Consider the following 15,204-nt stretch of genomic DNA (forward strand, 5'->3'; position numbering starts at 1 on the left):
TTTCATTTGTAAGCATTCTCTGAATTGTACGTTTATATCACTTATATTTTCCTGTATGAGGCTTTATATGGTTAGCTACTAATTTCTTTATAATCATATCTACACTATACCCACTTGAATGCAAATTAAAAATTTTTGTAACTACAACAGCCTGTTCCTCATCAATAACCAATTCACCTGTTTCTGAACATTTATAACCAAAACATTTTCGCATATAAAGTTTTGATTCTCCAGTTTCAAATCCACGCTTCAATCCCCATTTGATGGCTGTACTTAATGACTCACTTTCTGCTTGAGCAAGTGAAGCTGATATCGCCATAACTAAATCACTATCTCTATCTTTGCTGCTCACATTTTCTTGGTTAAATATAACTTCAATCCCTAACAATCTCAGTTTATTAACTGTTTCTAGCAAATCTACAGTATTTCTGTTAAAACGACTAATTGACTTAACTAAAATAATATCAAAGTAATTTTCATAACTATCAAATATCATTTCTCGAAAACCTGAGCGATAGATATTTTTACCTGAGTCTGTATCTGCATATACCTTAAATAAAATCCAATTAGAATTATCATTAACTACTTTTTGCAGCCCATTCTTTTGGGCTTCTGAAATTTCTTCCTGTGAACCATGAGTTGTACTCACACGACTATAGATTGCTACTCTTTTCTAATTTGATATAGTAGCAGGAATTAATCGTATACTTCTATTTGATCTTCTATTATTTCTCATAACAAAACCTCACTATAATTTTTGACTACCTATCTTTTCAGTATCACCATTTGTATGATAAGTAGCTAAAACCAAGGTTTTATCTTAAAGCCAATTTTAAATTTTGCCCTAAGTTCCGCTATTCTCTAAGGTTCTAGATTTTGAAATACTTTTGCGTATTAATATTCCCTCTGTGCTTAAAACAAAAAATCTCCCTCAGATATACCCTCTGAAGGAGATAAAACACACTTTACTTTATTGTTGTTAATGCCTTAAGCCATTGATATCACTAGGATTTCTTAGATAGCTTAACCACTTTCTCAACATGTGTAGAGTGCTGACCATAGACAAGCTCAAATATAAAAGATGTAGTGAAATTTACCTAATGAAAAATAATATTATTCATAAAGTTAGGCTTACCATTAAAAGTAATCCACTTTTCCATTTAATAATTATGATGTTAAATAAGAATAGTGTGAATTAGTTCAACTCTATACTTCAATCATTTTGTATTGTTTTCTACTGCTGCTACTGCTTCAATTTCCACCAATTGATTTGTATATCCTAATACTGTAACTCCAGATAAGGTGCTTGGAACATCATGATTACCAAACTCTTTTCTTATTGTTTCCCATGCAGTTACTAAATCTGACTGATTGTGAGATGCCACAAGAACTCTGGTATATACTACGTCTTCCAAAGTAGCCCCACAGTCCTTAAGTGCTTCCTTCAAATTCTCTACACAAAGTTTTGCCTGAAGTTCATAATCACTCAAGCTGGGTACTTCTCCATTTTTATTAATAGGACATGCCCCCGCCAAAAATAATAAGTCCATTCCTGAAGGTATACGTCCAGCATAAGCATAATCTAATGGGGCTAAATTTGTAGAATGAATTAATGATATTTTTTTATTCACTTTGATTCTCTCCTTTTGTTCTAATATCTACTAGAAAAATTACAAATTCATTTTTTAAATGAATTTTATGTTCAATATCATTTTAAAGCTTCTACATTTTTTAATAAAGATAATAATCATTTCTATATCATCTTTTATACAAAAGCTACCACACATTACAAGAGTGGTAGCTTTAACCTAATTATCTTTTTTATATACAATTTTCTTAATACTACTATGTGAAAGAAAGAATTCTTCAGCCAGATTGCTAATTGATTGCCCACCTATATATTGGTTTAGTATCTTTGCATTTCTGGCTTTTAGATAATCTCGGCTTTTAGATTTTTCACCCCATCTTTTTCTCTTTTCAGGAAGGGAAGGGATGTATACATATTCACCTTGGATATACTTTTGAATTTCTTTAACTAAATCATCTGGTAATATTCTATCAATTCTTACATATTTCATAAAGCTCACTTCCTTAAATTTATTATTTAATTAAGGAAACAAAGCCTGTATATGTATGAATTTATTTATCAAAAGCGACTAAATATCTATCTCTGTGCAAATTGTCGCCCAAACTCATACCTACAGACTTTGCACAGAGCATTTTAAGCATTTTTCTATCCATGAGATTAATATTCATGGTATCACACTCCTTATTTGTATTAAATCAATTATATTCTTTATTAAGAGGATATGCAATTTTTTACAATCGAGTCTTATCACCTAAAATGAATTATATTACTTATTTACATGTAATTTAAACTAATTTTCAACATATAATTTGCTCTTTATACTTAAAATCATCACTTTATGTGCTAAAGTTAAAAAAGCTCATAAAGTGCATGAATTTAAGGATTATACGGTATCTTTGCGGCGTATGCATTGATTAATTCTTATTATAAGTTAATGTATATTTTTTTCTTTTAATCTATGTTATTTACTCGGGTGGCAAATTGATGACATTGCCACCGAAAATTTAAAAATCTAATTTAAATCAATAATTCAATGAGGTGATAATTTTGTATTCTTTCAATATAAATGACATCAGTAAATCTATTAATACCCCACCCATTAAAATAATTACTACTAGCATTGAATATGAAGATCCAAACTATAATGAGAATTAGCAGTCTATACTTTATTTGAGTTCACTCTTAACATGTGCTTATACAAAAGAAAAATAAGGTAGAAAGTAATATTATAATTACTCTCTACCTCTTAAATTTAAATTAGTTATTAATTATTGTGCATAAACCCCGCCATATACGCTTACATAAGCTGTTGGATCTAAACTTCTAATTTTTATTTTATATACTCCAGCCCTAAGATTAAAAGTTTCATCATACGTGCCATCTCCACCTATTGTTTGACTAGTACGATAAAGTTCATATTCTCCTACTCCAACTCTTCTCCAAATTTCAAATACCATATGTTGACGACTCCTGTCATTAGTACTCCAATTCACAATTGTATTACTAACATATACTTTTCCGTCTTTCTTGTGCAAAAGCCTTAGAACTAAAACCCAAATTACAACCAAGGACTGTTAAAAGTAAACATAAACTAATTACAACCTTTTTTAAATTATTTTTTTCATTTTTATATCCCCCTCAATAATTATTTGTATCTACTACTACTATATTATTACATAAATATACATACTTTTCTTTATTAAATGCTTAAAAGCGTTGTTTTTGAACTCAACTTTCCAATATTATCCTTGGTTTCATATAACTAATTGTTGATATTTTTACATTTAATGTATATAATAAAAATTAACTGTCTTTAATTTATTTGAGTTTACTCTCAGCTATGTGCTTATACAAAAGAAAAATAAGGTAGAAAGTAATATCATAATTACTCTCTACCTTTTAATATTACTATTTCACAACTTTACCTACTTATGGTAAACCAACTATACCACTTACGGTAGCACAAACATTTGAGTCCGCAGATACGAATTTCAATTTATATATTCCTGGTTCAAGATTAACGTATCTTGTAAGACTTCCGGTTCCACCTTCATAAAAGCTACCATATTCTACTTCACCAGTACTACTAGTAAATTTAGCATCTACTAAACTATATTGTCCTACTCCAATCCTTTTCCAAACTTCCACTTGCATATTTTGGCGGCTTCGTTCAGAAGTAGTCCATCCTTCAATTCTATTAATTATAATCACAGCCCTCCTACTATTTAATTCAAATACCCCTTGAGTAAATCCATCACGAACTTCTGTCTCTCTGTAGTTCATAAGTGTTTCTCCTGCAAAAGCTTTAGAACTACAACCAAAGACTGTTAAAAGTAAACATAAACTAATTACAACCTTTTTAAAATTATTTTTTTTCATTTTTATATCTCCCTCAATAATTATTTATATCTACTATATTATTACATAAATGTACATACTTTTCTTTAGAAAATGCATGAAAGGGTTATTTTCAACCTTAACCTTCAAATATTATCCTTGATTTTACGTATTTCGCCTATAATCTAAATACATCTTAAACCATATTCTTATACAAAAGAAAAACAGGCTAGTAAGGATTTTATTCCCTGCTAGCCTTTTAATCATTATATATATCTTTAGTTATTCTTAGATATGCAGAGCTTACCCATCCAACTTTATTGCATTTAGCTGGAGCATTATAATATCTAGCTTGTCTCCAGTTTCCAGCTTTTCCGATTATGGTAATCTTCTCATTGAAATTAAGTTCTCCTTGAATAGAATGATCTGTACTAGCTCCATTTCTAACAATTTATCTAAGGTGATAAATTACGAACTAGATTTAACTTTCTTATTACATCTTCTCTTATATCTTCCATAGCTTTCACCCCTTACCTTAAGGTTGTCCAAATTATAGTATAAATTAACTCTTTAATAGTATTTAATCATACTTTTAACAAATTTAAATCTAGTAATCAGAAATATACTCACAGTTAAAATTTTCAAAAACATAATCATATACCTCAACAATATAAAAAGGTCTTGAATTACTCTAGACCCTCAACTAATACTTTTTCCCCTATTGCTATTTCCTGATTAAATATAACTAGATATATTTTATTCATTATATTACCCCATATCTCTGATTAGTATTTATCTCATTGTATACTAAACTAATCATAATTTAAACCTTCATCTAACACATCATGATTCAATTAACACTACTATTATTCAAGATAAACCTAATCTACAAATTGGAATTTGTCTTTCTAAATATTTTCCCTAGCCACTGTGCATGGATTACCATATGCAACCTTATTAGATGGAATATCTTTTATAACAACACTTCCTGCACCTATTACAACATTATCTCCAATTTTTACTCCTGGCATTATGATTGCTCCACCACCAATCCAAACATTATTGCCTATAGTGACAGGTGCTGTTTGTGTTTTACAAAATTGAAAAGTCCCATCTTCTTTAGTCTCACCAAAACGTTCTCTTGCATTTACAGGATGAAATGCCGTATATATCTGAACATTTGGCGCAATCAATGCATTGTCTCCAATAATAATTTTATTATCATCTAAAAAAGTACAATTCATATTAACTTCGCAATTATTTCCAAAATAAATATTATTTCCATAGTCAACAAAAAAAGGTGCAGTAATCCAAAGATTTTTTCCTTTACTACCAAGCAAATTATCAAGAATATTGTTTTTTGTATATACATCCTCAGACATAGTATTATTGTATTGTCTAATCAAGTTTTTTGCTTTATGCCATTGTGTAATCAACTCCATATCTCCACAATCATAAAGCTGACCAGCTAACATCTTTTCTCTTTCTGTCATAATACTCACCTCTTCAAATTACTATTTACCGACCTGCTCTACAATTACAACTCACTATAAAGAAAATTATACCACAAATATTACCAATTCTATAATTGCTTGTAGTATAATTTATCGTTTTTATCTATCCCCTAAAGTTACAAATGGACTAGTGGATTGGCACCCTTGTAAGGCATTATTGGTTTATTCTTATAAGTCATTCCATTAAATTTATAAATGAATCTAAATACATGCTCATCATAAAGGAATCTTACATGAATAGAAACATCAGCAGATGGTGCTTTTTTATCTATTCTAATGTACTGGGTTGGACCAGCTAAGATTATATCTCCCTAAATGGCTTATAGCTACAAAGCAGGGATACCCTTATTATACGATGACTATACCGTAAACTTTATTCTTCCTGCTTATAGCTTTAGAAATTAACTTTGAATTAAATCCAATTGAAACCTCTTTTCCATTCTCTCCATATGCTCTCCATTTACTTAATAAATCTCCATTTTTTGAAAAACACGTAATATAACTTGAACTCTCAACATAATGTTTAAGCATATCAATGATAAACGCAAGTTGATTGTGTATTCCCTTATCATAACAATAATCTTCTTTTAAATTAATAGAAATTTCATTTTTCTCAAATGCTTTAATAAGTGAATCTTCTAAAATATTAAGTATCCATTTACGTTCCATATAATCATTTGTTTTACTTAAGTCACATAGCCTTAAACTTTTATTTGAAATTATAGCTGTAAAATACAATAAAAGCACTCACTCTTTAACCTAAGTAAGTGCCTACTATATTTTATTATATTCTTTTATAGCATCTTCAATTAATTCATTTATCTCTTTAATCTCTTCTGGTGTTATTGTATTATCATTTATCTCATCATTTAATCTATATTTCATATATTCAATTTCAATTAATTTCTGAAGCTTTGAATATTCTTGTAAAGACCATCCGAGTCGTTATAATTCTATCCACTCTGGTGAATTATCCAAGCCTTCCTCATATACAAATAGATTATCTTCATATTGTTTTGGCATTTTTAACTTTAATAATTTTTCTTTCATAAATTTATTCCACCTTTTTACAAATAAAACCATAATAATTAGCAACAGATTTATTTACATCATTTAAGAAATTGTCCCATGCATAGTAACTGCTTCTAGAAATATGGCTGCTGCCATCTTCAATATGGGTGTTGCTTATTTTTTGCGAGCTTTTGGGTCAAATGCCAGAGAACGCTTGCTGATACAGTAACTCCAATTAAGTTCATTTGGATTAACTGGGGTATAGCCACACGAAAGCATAGCATCTTTAAATTCATTGTTAGTCAGATATATTCCAGTATCGCTTTCTAAAGTATGTTTAATGCCATAACTGGTATGGCTTAACAGTGGCGTTTTTCTTGGACAGATATTTTCAGCAATCCAATTAAAAACAGCATCAATTTCTTGCTGTGGATGATCCGTAATCAAAGCTGCATCTATATACCCATTTTCAGTGCTATAAGGTCTTCCATCTTTCATCATTTTATTTCACCTCCTTGTTTTAACATTATTTAACTTTATTTTCTTAATTAGTTGACTGGCTGCGTATGGGAGATCCTGTAACATACACTTTTCATAATCATATGTAGGGTAAATTCCAACAATATGAGAAATGTTTATGTATGGAAAATGCACTTGCCGAATGTTATATAGTGGAGATTCTCCAAAACCGTCTACTTCATCACACATCCATCCTATTTCTTGAGATATGACTAAATCATCATGAAAGCTCTGATAGGGTATATTGGAAAGGTTAAGTTTTGTATACTTTTGAAACTCATCTAATTGAGACACCCTATACGATAGAATTATAAAGTCTCAAAAATTTACTGGAACATAATCAAAGTTGTTAAATAGTTCTAACTGTATAATAGCATTTTGAGAATTAGGAAAATACTCACCTTTATTCAATGATATTTCTAATACTTCATTGCTTTGTGTTGTCCAAAAAAAACACACGCTCACATCCAATCAAATATATGCTCTTTTATCCACCTTCCAATTTCAATTGGGTGGTTTTTCTATTTCAATTTTACCATGACACTAAAAAGAAAGAAATAACAAAATGTAAATTTTGAAGGGAGTAACCACTATAGTAGACAATAACACAACAAAAGAACGCTCGAAAGAGATTACCGGCAGCATAGAAATCAGTATCCAGGGGCTGTTTGAAAGCGACAAGTGTATGTAATATCTTCGCACCATGTCCCATTTTTACAGCTATTCGCTTAACAACACCCTGCTTATTGCCATGTAGAAATCCGATGCTACCCTTGTGTCTGGATTCAATAAATGGAGGGATCAGTTTTCCCGTCATGTAATAAAAGGTGATAGGAGCATAAAAATCATTGCTCCCACACCCTACAAGATAAAAGGAGCAGGAAAATTATCCCCTCTGACCAAAGTGCCTATACTTGATAAGGATGGCAAGGTAATGACAGAGGAAGTGGAAATAAAAATCCCTATGTATAAGGTGGTATCGGTGTTTGATATTTCTCGGACTGAGGGCGGGCCTTTACCCAACCTTGCAGACAATCTCACAGGCGATGTAAAGCAGTTTGAGCTTTTTATGGAGTTACTATGATTAAAATTATAGGGCCTACAGCAGCTACAATCTCCTTATCACTGGGTTTAAACTTTATTCCTTTATTTTTAAGTTCTGATGCTTTCATTTATTTCCCTCCAATCTATTTTTAGATACTAAAAAAGGACTTACTTATATAGTAAATCCTTTTTGTATCTAAATTTATATATAATATCTTATTACAATGGTAGAACTTCTGCCACTTGGTGTAGTCTTTAATATTTCATCATTTTCTTTTCTTAATTTATACATAGCATCACAAACAGATGACATTTTATTTTTAAGGCCCATTTTTTTATGGATTTCACCTGAAACTATATCTATATACTTTAACTTAGCTTCTCGTGCTTGGTCTAAAATATTTTTTATGAAATTTCTAATTTCAGCTGTAGATACCTTTGTATTTCCTATACTATTCTTTGCATCGTTACAATCGTATTTATGTTTGATAACATCTATTTTTAATTCTTGTTGTTTTTTATCTTTAATATATGTGTACTTAATTAAATTTTTAATTTTGTTAATTTCTGATTCTTTTAACACTTCAGCATTTAACCCCTGCACATTCCAAAGTCCACTATTTACTATCTCAATCTTTGGAGAAATTAACCCTAACCATTGTGCAGAACATTTAAACTCTAGTCCCTTCCACAATGTTGATATAATAGCCTCTTCAAGTCTTAATCTCTCCTCTTGAGTGTCTACTTGAAAACATATAAATGAAATATTTTCACGTAAATATTCACTTATATCTTCCTCAATCTTTTGCTCATAATCTATTTTTATTAACTCCCTATTCTGCTCCTTTATTTCTCTTCTAGATGTATCTAATTCCCATATAAATTCATATGGATCATTACTCTGATGTAACAATGCTCTTCCTATATTCTTTCTTAGAATACTGCCATCAGCATTTTTTTTAACAAAGTGATCTCTAAGTCTTCGTTTTAATCTATTATCAACTCTATGCGTTCCAACCCTAACTATTCTATCCATACCTCTATATTTCTCACCTTTTTGAAACATTATATATATGCCATTTTCAAAAGGTATATTATCTATCTGATTCCAATCATATCTCTTAGTTTTATTAAAAATTTTGTGAAGTGCAAGGCATTTATCATCTGTATTTTCAAAATCATCGAAGACTACTTTATCATCTATATCTTCAATTGATTCTGTACTCTCTATTTTATCTACATTTTCTATTAAACGTCTCAGTTCTGGTATCCAGTTTCCAAGACTTTTTCCTTTTAACGGCAATTCATATTTTTTCAAATGTGGTATGAGATATTTGTTATAGTTAATACCGGCAAGAATGATAAACTCATTCTCGTCTAAATTAAATTTATTCTTCATTTGATTTAGAACATTTAATGACCATACTTTCCTTTCTTCTGTAGATTTATCATTTAGAGTTTCATTGTATGGCTCAACAATCTCAAATTCACTTATTAATCCATGTTTAGCAGATAGTATATAAACTTCATCACAGTTTCTTTTTTTTGCATACTGATATTCTAATTTAAATCTAGGACTTTCTGAATAAAGTTCAGATGCCGTACATTTATATTGTTTTTTCTTACTTGTACAAGATATTAATGCAATTCTCATCTCAAATTCCCCCTAAAATAGCATTCTCTTGTATAAGATTATACATTAATTGTTAAATTTAAACAATTAGGGTTATATTTTTTTAGATCCTCATTTTAGTCATTTTATATATCTTTAGGCTCACTAGGCACAGCAGTAAACCATGAGCTAATAATAGTTGCATCTACTCCTTCTGCATCCTCATCACAGATAAATCTATAATTTCCATCAAAGTCCCTAGAATAGAATTTCCCCTTAAGTTTTGCACTCTGTGCCTTTGGCTTTTCTGCCTCTGTATCATATTCATCTGTGGCAAATTCAAACTTACCTTTTAGTAGCCATACAAATCTATACTTTCCACTATTCTTCTTTGATTTAAATCCTAATGCTATTGTTGGGGGTATATCATCTTTATTTTATATAAGTACACCTTTTACAACTTTTGAACCTTGAAGCTCTGCTCTACTTGTAAGTGATAGTTGATTTACTTCTATTTCAACATCTACGCCTTCAAATGCAGTGATAATATCTTCCACTGCATCATCAGAGTAAATATTATCTGAATTTGACTTTGGTGAAAGCTTTACACTTATTGCTCTTTCAAGTTTTATTGGTGTATCATAAGTTGTTCCTATAGCATCATCAGTTTTTAGTATTGCTATATGAATATCCTTAAGACCTACTTGTCTAGCCATTTATATCACTCTCCCTTTCTTCTAAATAATAAAATTTAAGACCTTTATGATAGATTTTAGTATCTTCTTCATAAAGGTCTATTTCATTTAATCTTTTAAATCCTACCTTAAGCAAAAGTTCTTTTACACTTTTAACTAACTCTGTATAATCATCCTTTGACCAAATATCTACCTGAATATAGTGTGCTGTTAAGCTTTCCTCATCGTCCTCATATTCTTCTCCTAAAACTAAATATTCATGGAAAGTTATATAGGTTTTAGCTTTGTCACTATACTTTTGAAAAGATACTAGAATCTTTAGTGGCTTTAATGCATCTAATATTATTTTACTTATCATTGATCAATACCTCTTTGTAATTCTGTCTTTATAGTTTCATTTATTTCTCTCTTATTTTCAAGAACTGATTTCTCTGCCCAGTGCTGTGCTGGTATTTTACTTGTACCCCATTCAGTAAACTTACTGTAAAAGAACTCTGAGTTATCACCTTTATTAGGTCCAACTTTAATAAAATCTACACCATTATCCTTTTGTATTTCTGACACTTGTATATTTTCAGCCATGTGCCTTTTAGTTTCTTCAGATTTTGGTGCTCGTGTTTCCATGGCTTCTTTTACAAGTTTTCCTACTTTATCTAATGCTTTCTTTTTAATAACTTCACCTTTTTCTCCTAATTTATTAACTTTATCAATAAGTTCTTCCATCCCTTCAAGTTCAACTTTAGCCATCATCCTCCACCTCCACAGCTTTTATTTCAATTTACTTATTTATATATTTTATATTATCTATGAAGGATATGTTATACTGCTTATTCCTAAATAAAATTATCATAGATTCATCTATACCTTCCACATACCTTATTAAGAATTTTACAGTTTTCTCTCTTTCTCATTTTTCTCCTCCTATCCTATGTTATTTTTATTAGCAAATTCACCTGCATCAGCAAGTTTTGTCATGTATCCATTAATTAAATATAAATCTCCACCAAGCTCCTCTGGTATCCTATTAAGGTTTTCAAGTTCACTTATATCATTACTTGATAGCCAACCATTCTGCCTTCTAACAGCATAGCTATTCATTCTACTTTGATAGTCTCCTCTAAGTAATCTATCTACATTGAATTTAACAAAATACTGTTTCTTTTTACTTTCAGTAAACAAGGCTCTTTTAATAGCTTGCTCCCATCTAACAACCCAAGGATCAAGTGTGTACATAACAAACTCAAGTGATTGTTGTTCAATATTTGAAAAACTTAATTTATCTAAATCTCCAATCATATGAGGTGGAATTCTAAATATTCTAGCTATCTCATTTAATTGAAATTTTCTTGTTTGTAAAAACTGTGCTTGTTCTGGTGGAATACCTATACTTTGAAACTTCATTCCTTCTTCTAACACTGCAACTCTATGTGCATTTTTAGTTCCTTGATATACACTATTCCAACTTTCTCTAACCCTAGCAGGATCCTTTACTATTCCAGGGTGTTCAAGAACTCCCCCTGGATTTGCTCCATTTGCAAAGAAACTAGCTCCATACTCTTCAGTTGCTATTGCCATACCTATTGCATTTTTAGCCATAGCTATTGGAGAATAACCAATTAATCCATCAAATCCAAGACCAGGAATGTGCAAAACTTCATCATTTCTCAGAGTATAATTCTGCCCTTCTTTGCAATAAACATAGTATATTTCACCATTATCAGCTCTTTTTACAGACATTATATTAGGCATTAGTGGATATAGAGCTGTAACTTTGCCTCTGCCATCCCTTATAATCTGAGCATAGGCATTTCCCCATAATAAAAGATGACCCATCAATGTTTCTCTAAACACAAATGAGGTCATCTCAGGGTTTGGTTCATCTGCTAGGAGATGATATATTTGATGTTCTGCAGCCTTCTCCTTACTAGTTTCAGTGTATCTATAGGTATGAAGTGGCAGTGAAGCTATTGTTTCAGCTAATATTCTAACGCAGGCATAAACTGCAGTAGTTTGCATTGCTTTTCTTTCATTTACTGTTTTACCACTTGTAGTACTTCCAAAGAAGAAACTATAAGTGCTACCCCAAAAACTATTCTTGGGACCTGCTCTAGGTTCCCAAAGTCTTGATATTATTGGTATTTTCATTATGTTTACCTCCTAAAAATGGGTATGAAAAAAAGCACCTCATTTGAGATGCTTAAATTTTATTGCTTAATGTTCATCTTCTATATATCTTGAATCAAGTAAAAACCCTAATAGACCTTCAACATGACCTCTTTCTCTTGAATCTTCAATATTAATATATTGAAAATAGCAGTTATTTTTAATCCACTGTTTTGCATCATCATAAGTATTAATATTAGGATAATTTATTTCATCTTCAACAATATATTTCTTAAGCCTAGCTGTAGATTTATTACCTTGCAAATGATTAGTATATAATCTGCGTCTTAATTTTTTAGTTCTACCTACATAAAGTGTTTCTAATGTATTCTTATCAACAATCGCATATACAACCGCTAAATCTTCTTTCAACTTGGATGGTACTAAATTTTCAAAATAATACTTCTCACTAGATGTAATGTCTTCAACTAATTTACTTGCCAGTTCCATTCTCACGTTAAAATTCATTATACCCCTCTATTCCCTTAACCATCTATCATTAAATTTATCTCTAAACTCTTCCATAACATCCTCAAAGCGTATTAATCCTTCTGCTTTTAAATGCTTAGAAAACGTAATAGCATTTTCTGTTGCAAGTGCAGACCAAAAATATTGAACCATCTTTTCTGCACTTAGACTGCTCATTCTTGCAACTGTAAGATTTACCCCGCTCTTTATTTTTGACGGGGAGGTTGTTGAATTTAAAATTGGGTCAAATACCCTTTGGTGTAAGAAATCCATTAGTTCTTGTTCTTTTTTCATATTCATGAACCTCCTTATTTATTAGTTGCTTTTTAAACGTATTAGTTCCGCTGCTGCTTTTAGTCTGCGATCAGGATCTGTAGATTTCAATTCCTCTTCTAATACCGTTAATGCCTCACGAATCAAACTGTCTAACTTTGCAGAATCCTCTTTATTAAACGAAGGCTGCTTACCAAGAACCTTATCCAATCCTGATTCTTCAATAGATTCCGGGTACTGGCAGATAGTGTTACGATTACTTATTAGCCTTTGAATACTACTTTCAAGATCCGTGATCAATACACGATCAGTCCACTCTACACTTCTTCTATGGCACATACCGTCTTGAGAGTTATCAAATTGTACTTCATATGCGTAATCTCCTACGGTACCTATATAAGCCCTGTCCTTCTCGACAATAATTACAACATCTCCGGTTTTCATCGTATTAATAAATGTGTTGACCTGCCCAAGTGCATTTCCAAGTCTATGACCTGTATAACCGTAAGTTTTTTCTAACCTATCACGTATTTCATCCTTGCTCGTTTGTTCTAAGTTTCCTATGCCCGGCCAACCAATGCAGACAAAATTTTCGTCAATGAATTCTCGACCCCTCTCAATTCCGTGTGGTTTTGTTTTCATCTGAAAAATATTCATTCTATTACCTCACTTTCATATTATTCATTACGTTTCATCATGTATCGTTATGTTAAATATATCATGGTAGTAATATTCTGTCAATATTTTTCATAACGATTCCTTACGAATTTGATGTTTAACTTAATGAATAGTAGAAAATATTTCTCAAAGCAAACTATTTGCTTACAAAATTAAAATTCCTCTCTCGTCATAAACACTACCACAACTACCTTGATTCCTAATTGCTCTATCCAATGCCATGATTAAAGCAACAGCACCGTCAATACGCTCAGTAGATTTTTCTTTGTCAGGCTTAATATTCCCTGCTGGGTCTGTTTTAACATAAATGTTATCCATCATCCATCTAAGTACTGGATTTCCTCCATGTGCAACTTTCTTTTCAAGTATTAGCTTCATTAATTCCTTAGAAGATGGTGACATATCTTTATAGCCTTGTCCAAATTGAACTACTGTAAATCCCTTTCCTTTATGGTTCTGTACCATCTGAACTGCTCCCCAACGGTCAAAAGCTATTTCTTTAATATTATATTTAGTATGAAGTTCCTCTATAAACATTTCTATAAATCCATAGTGAACCACATTACCTTCTGTGGTTTTTATAAATCCTTGTTTCTCCCACACATCATAAGGTACATGATCCCTTCTCACCCTAAGCTTTAAATTATCTTCTAGTATCCAAAAGTAAGGAAGTACTATATATCTTTCATCAAATGTTCTTAGAGGAAAAACTAAAACAAAAGCAGTAATGTCTGTAGTGCTTGCAAGGTCAAGTTCTCCATAATATTCTCTGCCTCTTAATGAATCCATATCTATATTAAAATCACACTCGTCCCATTTATCCATCTGTATCCAACGAGTTGATTGTTTTACACATTGATTTAATCTTAATTGTCTAAATATATTTTCTTCAGCTGGATTTTCCTTTTAACTATTATACGCATTACTGACCCTTTAGATTTCTATTGCATGCCTAAGTGATTGATTTGCTTTATACTAGTTCTTTTCATTTCCCCAATCAGTATTATCATTTATACCATATATAAATAGATAAAAGGTTTTATCTATCTTTCTACCTTTAATTATGTCGTTAGCATTTTGGTGTTGCTAAAAGCATATGGAATTTCTATCTGTACTAGCAGCAGTTATTTTAAAAAATAATGGCTGTAGTCTTGCGTCTCCTGAACCTTTAGTCATTACATCAAATAACTCTATTAGTTGTGCATGAAGTTCATCGAAAATAACTTAATACACATTAAGACCATGCTTTGATATAAATTACTCCAACAATCATTATTGCTTTTGACTTTTTCATTCATCCCT

The 15,204-nt window shown here is 30.9% G+C and carries 16 protein-coding genes and 4 pseudogenes; 1 reads left to right on the plus strand and 19 read right to left on the minus strand.

Annotated features, from left to right (window positions below):
* Nucleotides 1–37: 37 nt before the first annotated feature.
* The 9 genes from ABDZ93_RS17645 to ABDZ93_RS17680 all read right to left on the minus strand — a co-directional run bounded on the left by ABDZ93_RS17645 (nt 38) and on the right by ABDZ93_RS17680 (nt 6,951).
* Nucleotides 38–661, minus strand: a complete 624-nt coding sequence (locus ABDZ93_RS17645; RefSeq protein ID WP_343827909.1) for a recombinase family protein — start codon at nt 659–661, stop codon at nt 38–40.
* Nucleotides 662–1,217: 556 nt separating this feature from the next.
* The gene (locus ABDZ93_RS17650) at nt 1,218–1,631 is read right to left on the minus strand and encodes a RidA family protein (RefSeq protein ID WP_343827834.1); all 414 of its coding nucleotides are present in this window, start codon (nt 1,629–1,631) and stop codon (nt 1,218–1,220) included.
* A gap of 177 nt (nt 1,632–1,808) precedes the next feature.
* Nucleotides 1,809–2,078 carry a CD3324 family protein gene (locus ABDZ93_RS17655; RefSeq protein ID WP_343827835.1) on the minus strand — a complete coding sequence of 90 codons (270 nt, stop codon included), beginning with the start codon at nt 2,076–2,078 and terminating at the stop codon, nt 1,809–1,811.
* Nucleotides 2,079–2,856: 778 nt separating this feature from the next.
* A complete protein-coding gene (locus tag ABDZ93_RS17660; protein ID WP_343827836.1) occupies nt 2,857–3,045 on the minus strand; it encodes a hypothetical protein in 189 nt (62 codons plus the stop codon).
* A 472-nt stretch (nt 3,046–3,517) separates the two neighbouring features.
* The gene (locus ABDZ93_RS17665; protein ID WP_343827837.1) at nt 3,518–3,967 is read right to left on the minus strand and encodes a hypothetical protein; all 450 of its coding nucleotides are present in this window, start codon (nt 3,965–3,967) and stop codon (nt 3,518–3,520) included.
* Nucleotides 3,968–4,184: 217 nt separating this feature from the next.
* Nucleotides 4,185–4,376 (minus strand): SH3 domain-containing protein, encoded by a 192-nt coding sequence (locus ABDZ93_RS20140; protein WP_425544803.1) that lies wholly within the window; start codon nt 4,374–4,376, stop codon nt 4,185–4,187.
* Nucleotides 4,377–4,833: 457 nt separating this feature from the next.
* Complete coding sequence (locus ABDZ93_RS17670; protein WP_343827838.1) at nt 4,834–5,418, minus strand: sugar O-acetyltransferase; 585 nt, start codon at nt 5,416–5,418, stop codon at nt 4,834–4,836.
* 369 nt (nt 5,419–5,787) lie between these two features.
* On the minus strand, nt 5,788–6,177 hold the full coding sequence (locus ABDZ93_RS17675; RefSeq protein ID WP_343827839.1) for a hypothetical protein: 390 nt from the start codon (nt 6,175–6,177) through the stop codon (nt 5,788–5,790).
* Nucleotides 6,178–6,624: 447 nt separating this feature from the next.
* Nucleotides 6,625–6,951 carry a hypothetical protein gene (locus ABDZ93_RS17680; RefSeq protein WP_343827840.1) on the minus strand — a complete coding sequence of 109 codons (327 nt, stop codon included), beginning with the start codon at nt 6,949–6,951 and terminating at the stop codon, nt 6,625–6,627.
* 589 nt (nt 6,952–7,540) lie between these two features.
* Between ABDZ93_RS17680 and ABDZ93_RS20145 the strand changes: the two are divergent.
* Nucleotides 7,541–8,050: pseudogene (locus tag ABDZ93_RS20145) on the plus strand (ArdC family protein); the annotation flags it as partial.
* A 165-nt stretch (nt 8,051–8,215) separates the two neighbouring features.
* On the opposite strand, the gene ABDZ93_RS17685 reads toward ABDZ93_RS20145, so the two are convergent.
* The 10 genes and pseudogenes from ABDZ93_RS17685 to ABDZ93_RS17730 all read right to left on the minus strand — a co-directional run.
* Complete coding sequence (locus tag ABDZ93_RS17685; protein ID WP_343827841.1) at nt 8,216–9,667, minus strand: DUF6884 domain-containing protein; 1,452 nt, start codon at nt 9,665–9,667, stop codon at nt 8,216–8,218.
* A gap of 104 nt (nt 9,668–9,771) precedes the next feature.
* Nucleotides 9,772–10,341: pseudogene (locus tag ABDZ93_RS17690) on the minus strand (major tail protein).
* The gene (locus ABDZ93_RS17695) at nt 10,334–10,678 is read right to left on the minus strand and encodes a hypothetical protein (RefSeq protein WP_343827842.1); all 345 of its coding nucleotides are present in this window, start codon (nt 10,676–10,678) and stop codon (nt 10,334–10,336) included. Before ABDZ93_RS17695 ends, ABDZ93_RS17690 begins: the two are co-directional and overlap by 8 nt.
* Nucleotides 10,675–11,070 (minus strand): HK97-gp10 family putative phage morphogenesis protein, encoded by a 396-nt coding sequence (locus tag ABDZ93_RS17700; protein WP_343827844.1) that lies wholly within the window; start codon nt 11,068–11,070, stop codon nt 10,675–10,677. Before ABDZ93_RS17700 ends, ABDZ93_RS17695 begins: the two co-directional genes overlap by 4 nt.
* 28 nt (nt 11,071–11,098) lie before the next feature.
* A pseudogene (locus ABDZ93_RS17705) lies at nt 11,099–11,209 on the minus strand (phage head closure protein); the annotation flags it as partial.
* Between the two features lie 32 nt (nt 11,210–11,241).
* Nucleotides 11,242–12,465 (minus strand): phage portal protein, encoded by a 1,224-nt coding sequence (locus tag ABDZ93_RS17710; RefSeq protein WP_486187761.1) that lies wholly within the window; start codon nt 12,463–12,465, stop codon nt 11,242–11,244.
* A gap of 66 nt (nt 12,466–12,531) precedes the next feature.
* A complete protein-coding gene (locus ABDZ93_RS17715) occupies nt 12,532–12,951 on the minus strand; it encodes a GIY-YIG nuclease family protein (protein ID WP_343827845.1) in 420 nt (139 codons plus the stop codon).
* Between the two features lie 9 nt (nt 12,952–12,960).
* Nucleotides 12,961–13,245: a hypothetical protein gene (locus ABDZ93_RS17720; RefSeq protein ID WP_343827846.1), complete on the minus strand. Its 285-nt coding sequence runs from the start codon at nt 13,243–13,245 to the stop codon at nt 12,961–12,963.
* Nucleotides 13,246–13,266: 21 nt separating this feature from the next.
* Complete coding sequence (locus ABDZ93_RS17725; RefSeq protein WP_343827847.1) at nt 13,267–13,881, minus strand: hypothetical protein; 615 nt, start codon at nt 13,879–13,881, stop codon at nt 13,267–13,269.
* A 165-nt stretch (nt 13,882–14,046) separates the two neighbouring features.
* Nucleotides 14,047–15,153: pseudogene (locus ABDZ93_RS17730) on the minus strand (terminase TerL endonuclease subunit); the annotation flags it as partial.
* Nucleotides 15,154–15,204 lie beyond the last annotated feature (51 nt).

Source organism: Clostridium subterminale (genome assembly GCF_039521425.1).
Classification (GTDB): domain Bacteria; phylum Bacillota; class Clostridia; order Clostridiales; family Clostridiaceae; genus Clostridium_J; species Clostridium_J subterminale.